Below are 18,066 nucleotides of genomic sequence, written 5' to 3'. Positions count from 1 at the left end.
TTTGTCGAGCGGGACCGGATTTTTGTTTATTTTAATGAATTAGCTTACCTCTAAAACTGCCTGCATAAAGGTCTTCAAAGCGGAGGGTTTGGCATTTGCGATCCATTGCTTTAACTCATCAGTTTGACCATTCACATACCATCCAAGCTTCTCTTTTAACTCTTGGTCAAAGACTTTAGGTTGATTTTTTCGTTCCGCTAACAGTTGTTTAATCATTTGTGGCCAGCGATACCCACTATGACCAAAGCTGAGTTCAGGATAACGCTCAGCAAGTGTCATTACCGAAGAGAGTGATTCACCAGCGTATAATTCTGCCGCCAAAAAGCTGCCAATAAAACGATGGCTATCATCATACTTTAGGGCGATCGCGAATTGTTTACGAGCTTCTTCAAGCTTCCCTTGTTGCATGAGGGCTGTGGCGTTAATAGAAAGTACATAACCGTTAGTATTGGGTCCGTTTAGTTCGTTGTAGTAGGAATAATATTCGTTATACGACTTCCAGTCCGCATGGTCAAAATAGTACTGCGATAATGTGAAGGCGTAATTAGTAGAAGGCTGTAGTTGTATTAGCTTTTCGAGTAAGGGAATCGCCTTATCTTCTAATGTTGTATCCTTTGTGAGGGATGATTTTGCCAGCATCAACTTTACTAGCATGTGCATGGCATGAACATCCTGTGGGTCATCGGCAATATTTTTTTGGTACATTTCTAGTGCCTGATCCGTTTTTTTATCCAGTAGTAGTTGGTCAGCCGTAGTAAGCTCTCTTTCCTTGAGATAAAAGAACGGCAGATTGCCGACGGTGTCTTCGTTCAATCTGTAGCCATTACTGCGGGTAATCAGGCGTCCATCTGCATCTAAGGCTTCAATATTCCAAGAAAAGCGCACTTCGGGATTCATAAATCCGAGAAGGGAGAGGGGATCAATAGATTCCCAGCCATCTCCACTGCTGCCATAGGAAAAACCGCCGCCATCGTAAAGTTCTTCTACAGGAATGGAGATATGGTTATCTACAATACGATCCCGAATTTGTACGCCCAACACGGCCCCCTCCCCGCCACCGCTTAAACGATAGTAAGCTGCTCCTTCAACAGCTTTCCAGCGGAAATCTATGGTCTTGCCTGTTAGGGTTTCCTGATTAATGGGAGACTGCAGCTCAAGCAGAGGTTGTAGAACTATGCTCTCATTCAACCTGTCATCTGGTTTAACTTCAATCCAATCGTCATATTGTACAGGCCAAGTCCAGCCGTCGATCTGATCATAGCCAAGTCCAAGCTGTAACTGATAAAAGCCCGGAATCACACCGTGAAATTCGAAACGTCCTTCAGTATCTGTGACGATTCGGTAGGGTTCAGCAGAAGTGATGCTATGGTTAACTTCGCTTTCAGCGCGGAGAAAAATACCAGCCCGCGGAACTGGGGTGCCATCGCTTCTTGTAAGGGTACCGGAGACGACAGCAGTTGAAGTATTTCCCATATCTATAGCAGACTGAATTGCGGTTCGAAGCGATTCCAGCTGTCTTTCAGTATCCGAAGTCCCAGCTTCTGGTGCTGCTGCTGATCCTGTATTGTCTCTGGAGCCTTCGTTCGAACTGCTGGTGGCAGCGTTCATTTGTTTATGAATATCCTGCCAGAATTTTTTGTAGCTCTCCAAGCCATCGTTTACTACGGCAAGTGCTTCCTGCGCTTCGCCTTTTGTAAAGAGTAAACGCCCGGTAAGCCATGCCTTTTGTGCGTTTAGCTCTTCCTGAGACTCGGATGGAAAGGGGGTTTGTTCAAGAATTGTTTCAGCGGTTGTTATATCGCCACTATTTAGGGCTCGCTCCGCTCGAAGGAGCTCCAGCTGTTTAGCTACAGAGGAGCTGCTGTTTAACTGTTTCGCTGCGGTGATTAGCGCTTGATCTCCATCTTCCTTTCGGCCAAGAGCATCATATTCATAAGCTAACTGCTTAGCCGCAAATATACGTGTATTATCCGAAGGCCCCTCAAGGATATATTCCTCAAGTAAAGGTACTATGTCCTCCGGTAACAGACCGGAACGCTGGGTTTCATCATTACTCCACTGGCTCATCGAAGGGCTAACATTAACGTCATATCTGTAGGGATCATAGCTGTGATCCTTATCAAGGATGTTTGTACGGATTAGCTCGATACGTTTACTCCCGGTTGTGGAAGCCAGCTTTTGCAGAAGATCAGTCCTAGCTATGTTAGATTGAATAGCTGTGCTCTGATCTATCTGCGCCTGTGAAGGTAAGAAGTTAAACAGAAGAATAAGCAGGGAGGCAGGGAGTAACACGAATAACACCAGATGTTTGATTTTTATCTTAATTCTCATGTTTTTTCACCGCCTGCTCGTAGATATCCTTCCAATACGTATTTCCTCCAGCTTCGATTAGTTCTCGGTTCGCACGCTGCGGGGTGTTTTGTTGTGGCTGTTGTTTAATCTCTGGCTGATGCAGGGTCAGCGAAACGATTAGAATAATGGCACCGATCGCACCTATAGGTTTGACAGGGATCTCAATTTCCTTATTCCACAGCGCCAATAAACGAGCTCCAAAGGTTGGAGGGTGAGTCTGCTTAATGACCCGGTCGTGTCCAGTGAACTGGAGGTTCTTTAATTCTTCATCCAGCTGCTTTTTGACCACATCGCGTTCTGTATTCATAAGAAATGTCCCTCCTTCACCAAAATCTTTTTTAAGAGCGTCCGGCCTCTGGCGAGTCTGGATTTGATCGTATTTTCAGATGTATTTAATTGCTCGGAAATTTCCCGGATGCTCATCTCATGAAAGTAATATAAAGTCAGACATTCCCGGTATAGATAATCGAGATTTTTCAGGGACTCGGTGAGCCTGACATTATGCCATTCCACCATAAAAAGCTCTTCTGCTCCGGCTGTGAAGTCAGCATCCCCGTTGGTTTGCAGCTCTGACCCTCCCGCCGGGAAAATATTACGCCAGCTCCAAGTCCGTTGCCTCATGCGGCAGCGATTGACCACTATCCGTATCAGCCATGCCTTCAGCCGATCCGGCTCCTGTAACTGACTCATTTTGGTATAAGCTTGAATAAAAGTATCTTGTACCGCTTCTTCGGCACTTTGTCTATCTTTAAGCAGTAAAGAAGCGGTTCGCAGCAGCATATCTCCATATTCGTCCATTAACAGGCGGAGAGCTGACTCATCTTTTGCCACAATTCTCTCTATAATATTCAGATGCAGCTCCCCTCCCTTTACTAATAAGATGCGGCTTGGAGGATTAAGGTTGCGTTTGGATGGGAAATTCTTCAACAAATGTCGCGATTACAGTTCGTGTACTCAGAAGGACGCAGGAACGCCGGATATGGGTTTACTGTTGGAATCTATTGCACAGAATGCAATGGATTGCTTTTTAAGCAGGATTAGCTCCTTTCTATTGTACGTTCTGCAATGAAACCTTCGAGGCAGGGAATGACGTCTAAGGTCATATGGTTCATTAGTTTATGAGCTTATGAGTTCACGAGTTTATAGTTAAATGGAGTTATGTGGAGATTTTAAAAGAGAAACTTACTTGAGTTAGGTGTCGGAAAAAAGGGTTTTATGTAGAAAAATAGAGTGTGTATGAATTTATATTTGTAGATATGGGTAAAAGAGGGTTAGCCAGAAAAATTGCCGCTATCCTGCAACTATTTGATTTTCACCTCGTCTGTATGTTCAGTTTCATTTTTTTGCAAGACGACTTTAAGGTAATCTACTAAGGAGATGACATCATGTCAGTACAGATAAAATTAATTGCTTGCTCAATCCTGCTCACAGGAATGATTGGGCTTGCTGGATGCAGTTCGAACAATGAGGCGGGGAATTCAGAATCCCAGGCAACGGCGCCAACAGAAACGGCTGTAACAGCAACCTCTGAGCCGGAAGTGAGCCCAGCAAGCACCCCAGCAGCAACTGCACCAGAAACTGCACCAGCAGCGACTTCCTCCCCTACGGAGACTGATAAAGATTCAACCAGCTCAAATTCACAAAATAGCGACAAACAGCTTAAAGAGTTATTCGAGCTTGCCAAAAAGGGGAAGGTACCCGGTGTGAAATATGCCGCTCATACCGGACTTATTGATGAGGTCGAAGCGGATTGGGGCAAACCTGATCAACAAGAGTCAGCGGGAAAAGGTATTTATGCAACCTATACTGACAAACATGTCGTGTTTGGATTTAATAAAGGAAGTTTAATCTTCGATGTTCGTTCAAGTGATTCCGCGCTGCAAAAGCTGACGCTGAAGCAAATTGAGGCAACACTCGGCAAGCCAGACGATACCAAAGTGAACGGAGAGGATAAGATTTACACCTATCAAGCCAATGACCAATACCAGCTGAAATTTATTATTCCAAGCTCGACCGGTACAGTAGATCATATATCCGTATTTAGTGAACAGGATTCTTTTAACAATATGGCTGGGTAAGTGGCATGGGTTAGAAGAGGAGAGAGCAATCATGCAGAGGAATCTGGGGTTGCTCTTTTTGTATATTCTTTTTTGAGGTGGAGTAGGCCTTGGACGGACTGTTATAATGTAACCAATGAGCGGGTTCGGGGAAAGTGAGGTTCTATCATGCAGCTGGAATTAAATGAAAGTGAATATAAAGTGACCGCAGAAGGGATAACGATAGAATTATTCCCAAAAGAATTTACGCTTTTTCAGTTCTTGTACAAAAATAGAGGGCGTACATTCAGTCGAGAACAACTATTGGATAAAGTATGGCCGCTTGAATATCCGGTAGAGCGAACGGTAGATGATCATATTTATCGGCTTCGTAAAAAGCTAGGCAAGCTTCAAGACTTAGATATTAAGACTGTTCGGGGATTTGGTTATAGTCTGACTATGCAGGAGCCCTCAGCTGCTATGGCCAATCCGACTACATATGACTTAGAGATGCAAAAGACGATGCGGGAAGTATTCAAGAAATATCACCTATATGGCCAAGGTCGCTCGATGTTAATCCTCGCACGCCAACAGGATGTTTTGGGGTATGCGATGGATCCGTTTTATTCGATCTATATTCATTTTGTACAGGGAGATTTGGATTGGCTGCTGAACACAACCGAGGTGGGGATAGAGGAACGGTTTTATTCCTTATTAATCTGTTATGTTCTATTGGGTGATCCTAAGAAAAAACTAGAGTTCTGCGAGTTAGTCCTTGAGAAAAAGATTCTTTTGCCGCCTCAGCATCGAGAAGTGGAGATTCTAAATATTCTGGATTTGTACACGCTGGCAGGGGAACCGGAAAAAGCACTGGAACGACTAAAGCTAACATATGAAGTGATTAAAGAGCCGGGGTATGAGAGTTTCATTCCTATAACGGCGACCTCAGAAATGCTTACACACTTGTGGATGGGAACAGAAGATCACGTAATAGAACGGATGGCAACAGACATTGAAGCACTTTTGCTGGAGAAACCTTATTTGCGTGAGATCGGTAGTTATAAAGTTACAAGGGGCTTGTGGTTTCTACGGCGTAAGTCTTGGCGTGAAGCCGAGCAACTGTTGGATGAGGCACTTCAGGTGCTTGAGATGTCAGGGTTCGTGCCGATGCGGATATATGCATTGTATCGAATAGTTCATTTTTGTAACGAGTTTCCACCCAAGCCAGCTTTGTATCGCAAATATGTGAATTTATTTGAACGAGAGAAGGAAGAGCGGGGGTTCCATCGGTTAGAACAATCCTTGGATACCGTGCTTACGAACCTTGTGACTGCCCCCTGATAATTCTCTGACAATTCTCCATTACATTAAGGTCATGCTAATAAGTTCTTAATTGTAATTTGGAGGAATGTTTAATGAATGCTTCAACACAAGCAGGCACGAGCCTGCTTAAGAACAAGGTGTATATGCGTGTGTACAGCGCATATGCGACGGCTACCTTTGGGGATTGGTTCGATGCCTTAGCGATTCAGGTACTCGTAGGGTACCGCTGGCAGGCCAGCCCGCTAATGCTGGCTTTGATTCCGGTCTCCATAGCTTTGCCGGGGATTTTGCTGGGCTCGTTCGCAGGGGTAGTGGCTGACCGACTGAACAAGCTGAAGCTGATGCGAATGTGTGATCTGCTTACGGCACTGTTAACCGTATTCGTATTATTTGCACCCAGTATGGTGTGGTTGCTCCCATTACTGATGTTGCGTGCTGCCATTTCTACGTTAAACGTGCCTGCTCAGCAGTCGATGACCCGTAGTATGGTTAGAGAAGATCAGCTGCTCCAAGCCACCTCGCTTAATGGGCTTGTGAATCAAGGCTCGAAAATCGCGGGACCTTTACTGGGCGGCTTCGCGTTGTCTGTTCTTACGCCACAGTGGTGTATATTAATCAATGCTTGTCTCAGAGGCTGTTCCTATTTGCTCCTACTTACAGTTAAGAAAAGTGATGTAGAACAAGTTCGCACAGAAGGTAAGGGGGATCAAGAGGAGCGTGTCCCCCTCCGTACGATGTGGAAGGAAGGCTGGAGCTTTATGCTGCATAGTAGGTTGCTGTTAAATACCATGCTGTTTGGCATAGTCTGTTCAATGGCTATTCAGATGATTGATTTTCAATTCACCAGTCTATTCAGGGTACTTGCACCTTCTAATGAATCTTTACTGGGCTGGCTCGTGGCGGCATCCGGAGGCGGTGCTGTATTCATCATTATGGTCATGAACAAAATGAATCGCGGAACAGGTTATGGCTGGAAGCTTGGAACGGGTTATGTGCTGATGGGTTTATCGGTCGGGGGACTTGGACTGCTTCAGCCAGGAGCTTCCAGTATTTCTGTATTGCTATTAGGGTTCTTACTAGGTATTGGGAACGGAATTTTTATTATCACGTTCAATTATTGTCTGCAAAAAGAAACCCCCCCGCACATGACAGGGCGTGTATTCGGTATTCAGAGTACCATTCTTAGCGGAGTTATGATTGGCGCTCCACTCCTTGGCGGAATGATGGTTCAGGCCGCTGGGCCTAGCCGTATCTTTTTGAATTTTGGCATCGTAATCGCTCTGATTGGTGTGCTGGGCATCGCATTCGGGCGCGTGCTGTGGCCCGCGCAGAAAGAGAAGAGCGATAGCTCTGCGGAGCAATCTAGGACGGTTGAGGTGATGGAGGGGGGCTAGGAGGTAGCACACTAGTCTAGCTAGCTGGACTTCCTAGCTGGACTAGAAAGTTTGAGTGGTAAAGATAATCTAGCGTGGCAAACTAGCTAAAACTTAGCTAGACTGGGAAGGTTGAGTGGCAAAGACAATCTGGCGTGACTCCCTAGCAGATACTTAGCTAGACTAGACAGGTTGAGTGGCAAAGATAATCTAGCGTGACAAACTAGCCGTTTTCTAGCGTGACTAGAAAACTTGAGTGCCAAAGAGAACCTAGCCTGACAACCTAGCCGATACTTAGCTAGACTAGACAGGTTGAGTAGCAAAGATAATCTAGCGTGACAAACTAGCAGATACTTAGCTAGACTGGAAAGGTTGAGTGGCAAAGATAATCTAGCGTGACTTCCTAGCATTTAGTTGCAGAATGTGCAGTTAAATTCCCCTCCATCGATCAAACTGGGATTTAGTTGTATTTTGTGCAGTTATTATTTGATATTCTCCCTTTTAGTCTAGGAATGATGATTTTTAGTTGCACAAAGTGCACTTATTTGCTCAGGATGTCTCTTTTTACGCTTAATAGCTGTATATAGTGCAATTAAGAGTCTCCTTAGTCATAGTCGCCTTAATATGTGACTTCTCAGTAAGTGACTTCTCAATATGTGACTTCTCAATAAGTATCTCCTTAATAAGTGACCTCTCAATAAGTTATTACTTTGTGATCTAAAGCAACTGCTGCACGAAACGTTATAAGTTACAATATTACCTAGCCCGATAGGACAGTTTCTCGTCCGTAAGGGCTTTTTTAGTGTGTAGAGGAGATTGGCTAGAACATTAGAATTTGTAGAGGTAAAGGAGGGAAAGGATGGCTACTTTTATTTATATGGTGAGGCACGGTGAGTCGCCCAAACTGCCCGGAGAAACTGAAAGGACTCGCGGACTAACCGCGAAGGGGGAGGAGGATGCCCGCAAGATAACGGAAAAACTACGTCTGGAAGGAATTCAAGTCTTCTATTCAAGTCCATACCTTCGGGCTATACATACGATTTCTGGATTGGCGCAGGACTTAGGAGCAGAGATTCAGAGTGTTGAAGACCTCCGGGAAATCCATTTCTCGGACGGAAATAAGATTATGACTGATCAGGAGCTGTATCCATTACTGACAAAAATGTTTGAAGATCCGGATTTTGTCCCAGTTGGTGGGGAATCCATTCATGCGTGTCAGAAGCGTTCAGTTAGTGTGCTGGCAGAAATACTGAGCAATCACAGCGGTCAAAAGGTTGCTATTGGAACTCATGGGGCAGTCATGACGCTTATGATGAACTATTTTGATGCCAAATATGATCTGAGCTTTCTTCTTCAAACCACAAAGCCGGATATTTATAAAATGAAGTTCGCAGGCGGAACGTTAGTGGGTGTGGAGAGGTTATGATTATTGGGGACTGCTTACAAGCGTCCCGAGTCATCATCAACCTGAGGCTTACGGACCCAGATGACATTATTCGCAGATTATTAGCCTTTGGAGCATGGTTTCGGACTCCATGAAGCTAGAATAAAAAGTGGACAGTAGTTAACAGACTGGCGATAATGAGTCCACGGAGGTGTGTTCACATGGGAGAACATCGACAACGGTATAACGAAGAATTTAAAAAACAGACAGTGCAGTTCATTCAAGAGCAAACAAAGACAGTGGGCGACTTGGCGGAAGAGCTCAACATCCCAAAAAGTACCCTGCATCAATGGATGAGTCAGTATCGAGAACTAAAGAATGAACCGGCAGCTAGCGTGGATCGAGTACGGGAACTCGAGGCACAGTTGAAAGAAATGAGCCGACAACTTCAAGAAAAAGATAACAAGATTGCTGATGTGGAAGAGGAATTAGCGATCGTAAAAAAAGCAGTGCACATCTTCAGCAAACCAAGGAACTGAGATTCCAGTTTATTGAAAAACATCGCTCCGAGTTTCTCTTGGAGAAGATGTGCATGACCCTACATGTGTCACGGAGCGGGTACTACAAGTGGCGGACAGAAAAAACCAGTACGCATATGCTTCGTAAGGCTGCGATAATGAAGCGAATTCAGTATCATTTTGCAGACCATCAAAAGCGGTATGGGAGTCCGAAGATCACCCGCCTGTTGCATCAAGAAGGTTATACCGTTACCGAACGCACGGTGAGTGTGTACATGCGACATATGAAGCTTCGCTCCATTGTCTCCAAAACGTATCGCGTACAGACCACCGACTCCAATCATGACCATCCGATTGCCCCGAATACGCTGAACCAGCAATTTAAAATACTCAAACCCAATTCAGTATGGGTTACCGACATTACGTACATTCCTTGCCGGGGAGGGCGCTTGTACCTGGCTAGTGTGATGGACCTTTGCACGCGTGAAATCGTGGGGTGGCGCTTGGAGGACCATATGGAAACTAGCTTAATTTCGGGCGCCTTACAAGATGCTTACGAAGCTAAACAACCGGAAAAGGGTCTATTACATCACTCCGATAGAGGTTCTCAATATACTTCTCATGAATATACGAAGCAGTTGAAAGCGTATGGCATGGAGTCCAGCATGAGCCGCAGAGGTAACTGTTATGATAACGCCTGTATCGAGTCGTGGCACAGCATTTTGAAAAAGGAGCTCATTTATTGTAATCCACGATTCAAAACTAAGGAGCAAGCCTACCAGACACTTTTTCAATATATTGAGTTTTATTATAACCGCAAGCGAATGCATGGCGCGCTGGGGTATCTTTCTCCAGTTCGTTTTGCTGAGCAATTGACTAGAATGTCTATTGCGTGACTGTCCACTTTCTTGACAGAGGTCCACCAGCGTCGTTATTCCTTAAAAAGAGCACCTTATTGGGTGTTTTTTATGCCAATAGCGACTCTGGGGTCCTTTCTCATCCCAAAAGTGGGGAATTGCTGCATATAAGGTCAGCTGTGTCCGATAGCGGCTTCACACACGTAAATACGTACGAGTGAATACGCACGAGTAAATACGTACGCGTAATTACGTACAGGTAATACGTACACGTAATTAGATACACGTAAATGGGTACGCGTAAAATACATACGCATAAATAAGTACACATAAACACGTACGCATAAATGCGTACAGGTATAAGTACGCGTAAACTACGTCCACGTAAATACATACGCGTAAATTACGTACGCATAAATACGTACGAGTAAATACGTACGCATAAATACGCACGAGTAAATACGTACGCATAAATACGTACGCATAAATACGTCCACGTAAATACATACGCAAAAATATGTACGCAAAAATATTACCGAAACGAAAATGGGTAAGGGGATTTGGATTAAGTAAGGTTGGCTTGTGAACAGTACTTCCACTATGAAAAATACGGCTTCACAAGCCAAGCTGTGTTTAATCATAACGTTAGTCTGACTTTAGGCTATTCTAGCTAAGGCACTGACTTTCTTCTACTCTAACAATAGAACTATCTACAAGCAATAGATCTATCTATAGTCTATAGAGCTATCTACAAGCTATGAAACTATCTACAAGCTATAAAATCGCTTAGTATTCGCAGTCACTAACTCTTCCGCTTCGCCGGGGGTGTAACCATGGAGCACTCCCCAAGCAGCGGCGACTTCGCGAATCATAGACGGATGGGTTATATTCCCAGCAAAAGGTCCTTCGAACGGCCAAGGACCATCGGTTTCAGCCATGACTAGCTCTGGGGGATAACGGCGGGCAAGCGCCTGTATCTCCGGCTCATACAGGATATCCGGGGTGAAGGAGATATAGTAGCCGTTCTTAATCATGCGGGCAATGGCTTCTTCTGGACCTTTGAACCAGTGAAAGTGGGCATGCTGTATGTTATGTTTTTCCAGGAGATCACAAGCAATAAGCGCATCTTCATAGACAGCATGCAGCACCACAGGTTTATCGAGACGGGCAGCTAACCCAAGCAACTGATCCAGCAGCTCAATATAGGGCTCCATATCAAAGGTTTCGCCACGTTCTAAAGCTTCAGCACGCGTATAGTAAGGCAGCCCGATTTCCCCCACAGCAATATAATCCTCACTAGATTGACTCTCGATCCATTTCAGCAGAGCAGCCAGCTCAGCATCCTGCGGCAGGGGTTGCTCTGGATGAAAGCCATAAGCTGGACGGACCACGCCGGGATTTATGGCTGCAAGTCTTTGGGTGCGTATACAAGAGTCCAAGTTCATAGAGACAGCGATAAGGGCTTTAATTCCCATGTCAGGCAGTTCACTCAGTATCTGTTCGGCAACTTCAGGTTCATATTGCTCTAAATGTATATGGGCATCAATCATAACTGTTCACCCTCCACGTAAGAAGCTAATTCCTCATGAACCTCAAAGCGAATAGAGTCGGGTTCCATTCCATCTTTTCCCGGTTTGTAGGCAAAGGTTAGTGTGCCAATACTCTCCAGAAATCCAATATAAACATTTGTTTCCGCCTTTAGCTTGCCCTCTTCCACTATGTAGTGAGTAACAGCACCAATGCCGGCTTGTTCGCCTAGATTGCCATCCTCAGCACGATCTGGATATCGCAAAGTCACCATGGATGGAGTTGAGCCTTTAACTTGAATTTGAATCAGGGCGTCCCCTTTTTCATTAGAAATTTTTGACGTAACCAATGCGGAGGCGGCTTTATCTGCAGAAGGGACAGTGACTTCTTCCCACGGGTTAGGCTTAATCACGTGAAGTTCCTGCATGGACATGCCCGTACCTGTTCCGAGCCACAGAATGACAACGACTTCTTCCTGTCCATCCTGATCGATGTCGGCATAATGAATCTCAGGAGGGTAACTTAGGAGTCTGGGTGTTTCCCAATCAAATGTATGCTTGTTACCGTTCACCTCTACAACAAATCCTTCGTAGGTACCGCCATCTTTAAGGGCAGTATACAGCTTCACTTGGTCATTTTCTGTAGCAATAGCGAGAGGTTCGCTGGGTGTTCTGACGGTAGTACTAACATCCCCTGATGTTATTAATACTTCAGTTCCAGCTGCATTCAGCTGCGCAGTGGCACCAGACAGAGAGTTTAAGGAATCGGCAGGAATATATAAAATACCATTTCGTAGAATAGCTGGTCCTTCAAGCGAGGTTTGATATCCATCAGCTTGCATATACTCATTGTCCGGCGTCAGAACATAACTACTGCTTCCATCAGAGATGGTCAAGGTCTTTAAGTTATTATCCCATTTTTGTTCTGAGGTGTAGTATTCCATTAGTACTTTTGCAGGTACATAGACCTTATCATCTAGGAAAAAAGGGGAGAGAGTAGGAAGAACGGCTTCGCCGTCCACGATTAGTTTCAGTGGTGCTGAAGTAGCTTGTGTTTGGTTAATAGCCATTGTTGTATCCATATCTATGGTTGCCGATGCTCCGCATCCGGCCAAAAAGAGCGTGATAGCTCCTATAGCGATGATTTTATTCATAATTACCTCCAGGATAAAGTCCAGTCCCCTTAAGTATAGAATAAAACAGCGCGTTGTAGGTCACTTTCTATTAACAAAGAGAATACAAGCTTGTTACAGTTCGCTAGTTTTTTATAAAATGCAGGCATCCACGCAATAAACGACGAGTGTAATAGAAAGAAATGAACAAAAGTAAGGAGAGGCACAGACCAATTGGAAGGCTGAGAATGTTCGGGAAATCATAATCTGGGAAGGCATTTAGTCCTATCCCTTTGATGCCAACAATACCTAGCACACCACCGATAGGTGCAATGATTGCACAGACAACACTCCCCACGGCCCAGACACTAAGGATCGGTACACAGAACAAGATGGTGGCACCTTTGGCGATATTTTTGAGTACAGTGGCTCCTGACAAATGAGTGATTTTTTCCATGTAGACTCTCCTTTATGGGTTTAAAAATACAGTTCGGTCAACTTGCGACTTAAGATCCACCGTTAGACTTTTGCTATAGCGGATTTCCCCAATGGTACAACCCGGTCCGACGATGATTTCTTCACCGCACACAAGGTCAGCTGTCGTCCGGTATAACGTTATGCTAGTTCCTTCAATCGTTGTGCAGGTAAGTTTTCGAAAAGGGTGCATCAGCGCATTAATCAACTTGGAGGAGGGTTTAACGATAATGTCACCGCCAGCTCTCATAACCTCGACTGTGCTTCTATTGCCTAAACGGATCTCAATCGATGAATCTGCATTTAGTCTCTTTATGTTCACAGCACCTTCAGCATAAAAAGTCCCGGCTGCAGCATTTTCTGCTACGGACATGTATCCAGAAGAGCGGAGATTATCTGCTTGGATATTTTGAACGCGCAGACTCCCTAGATTGTTTACCTGATTGGCCTTACAATTCCCCCCAATTGTACAGTCGCCAGATACTTTGAGTTTTGATGTCGAGACACTACTTTTAGTACTTAAGTGGCCAAACACATCAACAGTAACCGCACGAATATTCTCTCGGACAAACAGCGAACCTCTTACCTTCAACGGTGGATCGATCATGTCAGTACGTTCATAAGTATTGTTATTATTGGACATTTACAGTACCGTCCTTCAAAATATATTTTAATGATTAAAATATATATTCATTATAATATATAGTCAATATAATAATTTGGGAGTTTAACATAAAAAACACTGCCGTCAGTTTCCTGACAGACAGTGTTTATAGAAAAGAGTATAGCTGATAAGGAGCAAAATGAAGGCTGTTAGTGCATCATTTGTTCCATCAATTTATTTATTTGTTCTAAAGTTCCGGAGATTTTATTCAGATCTGAGGTAGGAAATGCTTCAAATATTGTATGGATACGCTGATCGCCTTGTTCTGTAAGGACAATATTGACAACTCTGCGGTCTTCTTTAGTCCGCACCCGTTCAATAAGTCCGGCTTCCTCAAGTTTATCGCACATGGAGGAAGCGGCTCCGGGTGTGACCACGAAGCGTTCAGAGATGTCAGTAATGTTCAAGCTTCCGGTAAGCCGGAGTTGAAACAGCAGCATGATCTGATTGTGAGTCAGGGTTTCCTTTTTAGTGATCATATCAATGAAAAACTGGGATTTCTGCTGCACATTTGCCATAGATTCCATGACCTTATGGATAGCATTTTGTTTCTCTTCCTTTGTGCTCATAACATTGCCTCGCTCCAATTTACTTTAGTTACTAAAATATATAGAAGCTATAATAAGCTTGTCAAGTTGACGGGTTACTATAGCTTGGTTAGAAAGACTGAATTTAGCGCTGGAACCCTTCTTTTTTTATATCTTGTAATGAAATTGGAAATATATCGTATTAACTGATGATTTTACTTAGCTAAGTGAAAATTTGGTGGGAAAGGAGAGTTAGATTGATGCATGAGCGCGCATTGCTTCATCCTTTTGTTAAAGAGAATATACAGGAAAATACTGACATAGATGTTTTGTTCACAACGATTTTTGAAACCTACTATAAAAGAATATTCAACTACATCGCTTACCGGGTTAGTTCTCTCCATACGGCTGAGGATCTGACAAGCCTTGTTTTTGAGAAAATGTTGGCGAAACTATCGACCTATTCTCAGGAAAAAGCTCCTTTAGAGGTATGGTTATTCGCCATTGCCAGAAATGTGGTCAATGATCATTACCGGAGTTTTAAAAGGAAAAGTTTCTTTTCGCTGGATGCCGTCAAGGAACTGGTTTCTAGCAGAAAAGATCCGGAAAGCTTGATCCTCCAGGGAGAACGTAGTGGAAGGCTTAACGAAGCCTTGAATACATTGAGCTCAAAGGAGCGGAATATTGTGGCTCTTAAATTTGGTGCTAATCTGAGAAACAGAGAGATTGCCCAGGTTACGGGAATTTCGGAGAGCAATATCGGTGTGATACTCTACCGGACTATGAAAAAGCTGAAGACTGAAATAGGGAGCGTGGAGCAGCTATGAACAGTAAAGACATACAGCAGAAGTTCTCAGCAGATTTAGATGAAAGTATACATGGAGCGGCAAATGATTTAAAGGGTGCTGGGGAGTACAAGGAGCTGCTGGAGCTAGGCAGGGTTCTGGCCCATAAAGATTTCAGCGAGGGCTCTGACAAAACAGCCATTCTGAATAAGGCTCGGAGAAAGTATGCCGGCCAAAAGGAGGAGAAAGGATTGCATACAAAACATAGATTAAGACGTCCTGCTGTTATGCTGGCAACTTTGCTAGTGGTTAGCGTATTAAGTGTAACTTTTGTGCAGCCGTCATTTGCACAGGAGCTGTTAATGAAAGTATTGCAAACGATAAACTTAGGCCATATTGTAGCCCATGAAGTAGAATTTTCCGCGGATTCCAACGTGATTCCGGATGACTTTAAGGGGAAGATTTTTGATAGCAAAGGGAATGCGCTTGTGACCCTCGACGCTGCTCAAAAGGCAGGTGATATCTACAATGCTGATGGGGAAAAAATCGTCGGAGTTGAAGACGGCAGACTGGTTACGCAATCTGAGAGGGATCAAGAGAAAGCGGAATTGCTGATCGAGAGGGATTCTAGCAAGCTAAATGAATATACGATTTTTAATGTGGGATTGCCGGAGTATTTGCCAGACGGTTATACCTTTGATCGTGCAGAGTTTTATAAGGATAGCAATGGTGAAGTAATCAACAGCAAATATATTAATTTATATTTTGTTAATGAAGCTACCGATGAGATCATCTCGATGCAGCAGCGGCACGCTGATTCCGAAACGGCTTATGAGATGTCGACGGATGGCACCATCGAAAAAGTGAAGATTAACGGAGCTGATGCTGTATTGGTTAATGGAAAAGGGTTGGACTGGGAAGCCAATGGAGTCTTATACGGTGTAACATCAGCTAGCTTGGACAAGAATGATTTGATCAAAGTTGCTGAGTCTATCCGCTGACTGATTTTTTAGAGAGATAGGCGGTTACTGTTCGAGTATATATAGGCAAGGGGATGATCCATATGGATCTCCCCTTTTTCGCTTTATTGAGGGCACATGCAAACAATGAGTGGGAGAATATAGCTGTACTTCGTACAACTATATTTCTGCGAAATAACGCTTGGATGGATATAATTGTATTTCGTACACTTATTTTCACGATTTATCCCACTATAGGAAGTTTCTCCGCTTTTTAATTGTATAGAATACACTTAAAATCAGAGTAAACCTTTTTGCATATGGAATAAGTGTACAGAATGCAGTTATCTCATAGATTTCTGCGGGATCCGGCCAAAGCTGGCGTGTAAAGCCGAACATCAGCTTCCACCTGCCCATAATCTGTTCAAGCAAAGCTGAAGACTAGCTTCCACCGCCCATAATCTGTTCAAGCAAAGCCGAACATCAGCTTCCACCTGCCCTTAATCTGTTCAAGCAAAGCTGAAGACTAGCTTCCACCGCCCATAATCTGCTCAAGCAAAGCTGAAGACTAGCTTCTACCGCCCATAATCTGCTCAAGCAAAGCCGAAGATCAGCTTCCACCTGTCCATAATCTGTTCAGCTGGCGGTCAGCCTCGGCTTACTTCATCTACTCCATTAAGCCGCTGCAGAGTAAAAAATAAATCGAACGATTTATTCTCTATGTACCAATACATAGTGTAAGACCGAAGGAGGGATTGAGAGGGATGAAACATCCAAATGAATATTCTCAGCTCATTGCGCTTACGCTAGACGGCAGCCGTGAAGCGTACAGTGAACTATATGAAGCAACGATTCGGGATGTGTATCAGACCGTTCATTTTCTCGTTCGCGAAACCTCCGATGTGGATGATGTTGTTCAGGAGATTTATATTCAGGTGCACCGGTCGCTTGAGCAATTTGACGTCAATCGTCCTTTTAGGCCTTGGCTTATGGGGCTGGTTATGCGGCAAATTCATGCCTATCGAAGAAAGAGATGGACGCATCTCCGAATGGTTAAAAAAGTAGAGCAGACTGATTTAAGGATGGAACCTGATTTCACTAGTGATGTTGTGGACAGGTTAGCTAACCGCCGTCTACTAGCAAGTGTAGATCGTCTTCCATTTAAGCTGAAGCAGGTGATTATTCTGCACTATTTAAATGAATATTCACAGGAAGAAAGTGCCGCGATACTGGGTATCCCTCTGGGTACGGTGAAATCCCGTATTCATGCTGCACTGCACAAGCTTCGTCAGAAGCCGGAGAATCATACTCTTTTTAAGGGAAAGGTGGAGGACCTGCATGAATTTCAATGAAGAGTTACGGACAGTTCTGCAGGAAGAGGCGAGAAATCTAAGTGCCCCACCGGAACTGAAGAAGCAAATACTAAATCAGACCGAGACGAGATCAGGGGGAAGACGAATGAAAAAATGGCTTGTAGCAAGCATTTTGGCGGCTGCATTATTAATTCCTACTGGAGCATATGCCGGATATAATTATTTGGCGGATACCCTGTATGGCTCACAAGCAACTGCTGCTACGATTGGAGTAACCCAGCAACAATATGACAGGCTTGAAGCCAAGCTGCAGAACGCGAAACAAAGCTTTAATGAAGAGGAATTTACAAGATTGATGTCTTTACTAGAGGAATTGGGAGCTTACAATCTGCAAATGGCCGATGCTGACGGAGTCTTTCACCTAGAACAGTTAAGTGCGAAAGATCAAAAGGCATATAATGATTTACAGGTTGAGCTTAAACCTTATTTCGAGAAAATGAATGAAAATGAAATCCCTCAGGCAAAGGCGGCTGTCGTTGATCGTGATACTTTCTGGAATGGCGTGCTGGAAAAAGCTGAACAGAGGTTTACTAAAGAAGAGTTTGAGGAGATCGAACAATTAATAAATGAGTTGCAAAGCTATGATGCCAAGGTATTTGATGCAGATGGAAGTGTTCATATGGATCGGCTTTCGAAAGAGGAGATACAAAACCAAGAGAAGTTAATTGAAGCGCTCGGTCCTTATATAAATAAGCTGGACATGATGATTAAACCTAGTTCTTAGTTGAATTTAAATGCATGTATTGAATAACTATGGATAGAAGTAGCATTAGAAAAGCCACCAGAAAAGGTCTAATACACCT

18 protein-coding genes are annotated in these 18,066 nt (G+C 43.9%); 10 read left to right on the top strand and 8 right to left on the bottom strand.

The annotated features are described in order from the left end of the window. Positions 1-39 precede the first annotated feature (39 nt). From MKY63_RS05055 to MKY63_RS05045, 3 genes are read right to left on the bottom strand one after another with little or no spacing between them, the layout of a single operon-like run. Positions 40-2,331, bottom strand: a complete 2,292-nt coding sequence (locus tag MKY63_RS05055) for a carboxypeptidase-like regulatory domain-containing protein (protein ID WP_339811812.1) — start codon at positions 2,329-2,331, stop codon at positions 40-42. Then, on the bottom strand, positions 2,321-2,659 hold the full coding sequence (locus tag MKY63_RS05050) for a hypothetical protein (protein ID WP_076129549.1): 339 nt from the start codon (positions 2,657-2,659) through the stop codon (positions 2,321-2,323). Before MKY63_RS05050 ends, MKY63_RS05055 begins: the two co-directional genes overlap by 11 nt. Next, a complete protein-coding gene (locus tag MKY63_RS05045) occupies positions 2,656-3,183 on the bottom strand; it encodes a sigma-70 family RNA polymerase sigma factor (RefSeq protein WP_254857114.1) in 528 nt (175 codons plus the stop codon). The genes MKY63_RS05050 and MKY63_RS05045 overlap by 4 nt, the downstream gene beginning before the upstream one ends. Before the next feature lie 554 nt (positions 3,184-3,737). On the opposite strand from MKY63_RS05045, the gene MKY63_RS05040 reads away from it, so the two are divergent. The 6 genes from MKY63_RS05040 to MKY63_RS05015 all read left to right on the top strand — a co-directional run bounded on the left by MKY63_RS05040 (position 3,738) and on the right by MKY63_RS05015 (position 9,882). Beyond that, positions 3,738-4,430, top strand: coding sequence for a YjgB family protein (locus tag MKY63_RS05040; protein ID WP_081384413.1), 693 nt, complete (start codon positions 3,738-3,740; stop codon positions 4,428-4,430). Between the two features lie 147 nt (positions 4,431-4,577). Next, entirely contained in the window at positions 4,578-5,729 is a 1,152-nt protein-coding gene (locus MKY63_RS05035; RefSeq protein WP_076316919.1) for a winged helix-turn-helix domain-containing protein, read from the top strand. 74 nt (positions 5,730-5,803) lie between these two features. Beyond that, positions 5,804-7,105, top strand: coding sequence for an MFS transporter (locus tag MKY63_RS05030; protein ID WP_339811807.1), 1,302 nt, complete (start codon positions 5,804-5,806; stop codon positions 7,103-7,105). A gap of 838 nt (positions 7,106-7,943) precedes the next feature. After that, positions 7,944-8,510, top strand: a complete 567-nt coding sequence (locus MKY63_RS05025) for a histidine phosphatase family protein (RefSeq protein ID WP_339811804.1) — start codon at positions 7,944-7,946, stop codon at positions 8,508-8,510. A 179-nt stretch (positions 8,511-8,689) separates the two neighbouring features. Then, positions 8,690-9,007, top strand: coding sequence for a transposase (locus MKY63_RS05020; protein ID WP_036683594.1), 318 nt, complete (start codon positions 8,690-8,692; stop codon positions 9,005-9,007). Next, on the top strand, positions 8,956-9,882 hold the full coding sequence (locus MKY63_RS05015) for an IS3 family transposase (RefSeq protein ID WP_339279736.1): 927 nt from the start codon (positions 8,956-8,958) through the stop codon (positions 9,880-9,882). The genes MKY63_RS05020 and MKY63_RS05015 overlap by 52 nt, the downstream gene beginning before the upstream one ends. A 728-nt stretch (positions 9,883-10,610) precedes the next feature. Here MKY63_RS05015 and MKY63_RS05010 read toward each other — a convergent pair. The 5 genes from MKY63_RS05010 to MKY63_RS04990 form a co-directional block, all read right to left on the bottom strand. Further along, entirely contained in the window at positions 10,611-11,393 is a 783-nt protein-coding gene (locus MKY63_RS05010; protein ID WP_076141951.1) for a TatD family hydrolase, read from the bottom strand. Beyond that, complete coding sequence (locus MKY63_RS05005; protein ID WP_076141952.1) at positions 11,390-12,523, bottom strand: copper amine oxidase N-terminal domain-containing protein; 1,134 nt, start codon at positions 12,521-12,523, stop codon at positions 11,390-11,392. Before MKY63_RS05005 ends, MKY63_RS05010 begins: the two co-directional genes overlap by 4 nt. A 103-nt stretch (positions 12,524-12,626) precedes the next feature. Then, positions 12,627-12,938, bottom strand: coding sequence for a hypothetical protein (locus tag MKY63_RS05000; RefSeq protein ID WP_036686758.1), 312 nt, complete (start codon positions 12,936-12,938; stop codon positions 12,627-12,629). A 12-nt stretch (positions 12,939-12,950) separates the two neighbouring features. Beyond that, positions 12,951-13,598: a hypothetical protein gene (locus MKY63_RS04995; protein WP_076141953.1), complete on the bottom strand. Its 648-nt coding sequence runs from the start codon at positions 13,596-13,598 to the stop codon at positions 12,951-12,953. Between the two features lie 170 nt (positions 13,599-13,768). Beyond that, entirely contained in the window at positions 13,769-14,188 is a 420-nt protein-coding gene (locus tag MKY63_RS04990) for a MarR family transcriptional regulator (RefSeq protein ID WP_051491478.1), read from the bottom strand. A gap of 218 nt (positions 14,189-14,406) precedes the next feature. Between MKY63_RS04990 and MKY63_RS04985 the strand changes: the two genes are divergently transcribed. The 4 genes from MKY63_RS04985 to MKY63_RS04970 all read left to right on the top strand — a co-directional run bounded on the left by MKY63_RS04985 (position 14,407) and on the right by MKY63_RS04970 (position 17,987). Further along, the gene (locus MKY63_RS04985) at positions 14,407-14,973 is read left to right on the top strand and encodes a sigma-70 family RNA polymerase sigma factor (protein WP_038569035.1); all 567 of its coding nucleotides are present in this window, start codon (positions 14,407-14,409) and stop codon (positions 14,971-14,973) included. Further along, on the top strand, positions 14,970-15,932 hold the full coding sequence (locus tag MKY63_RS04980; protein ID WP_076316922.1) for a DUF4367 domain-containing protein: 963 nt from the start codon (positions 14,970-14,972) through the stop codon (positions 15,930-15,932). The genes MKY63_RS04985 and MKY63_RS04980 overlap by 4 nt, the downstream gene beginning before the upstream one ends. A 722-nt stretch (positions 15,933-16,654) precedes the next feature. After that, on the top strand, positions 16,655-17,242 hold the full coding sequence (locus MKY63_RS04975) for a sigma-70 family RNA polymerase sigma factor (protein WP_038569039.1): 588 nt from the start codon (positions 16,655-16,657) through the stop codon (positions 17,240-17,242). Further along, a complete protein-coding gene (locus MKY63_RS04970; protein WP_036686768.1) occupies positions 17,229-17,987 on the top strand; it encodes a DUF3600 domain-containing protein in 759 nt (252 codons plus the stop codon). The genes MKY63_RS04975 and MKY63_RS04970 overlap by 14 nt, the downstream gene beginning before the upstream one ends. The last annotated feature ends 79 nt before the right edge of the window (positions 17,988-18,066 follow it).

Source organism: Paenibacillus sp. FSL R7-0189 (assembly GCF_037969925.1).
In the GTDB taxonomy this organism is placed as follows: Bacteria; Bacillota; Bacilli; order Paenibacillales; family Paenibacillaceae; genus Paenibacillus_AQ; species Paenibacillus_AQ odorifer.
This window is presented reverse-complemented; position numbering and strand designations above follow the sequence as displayed.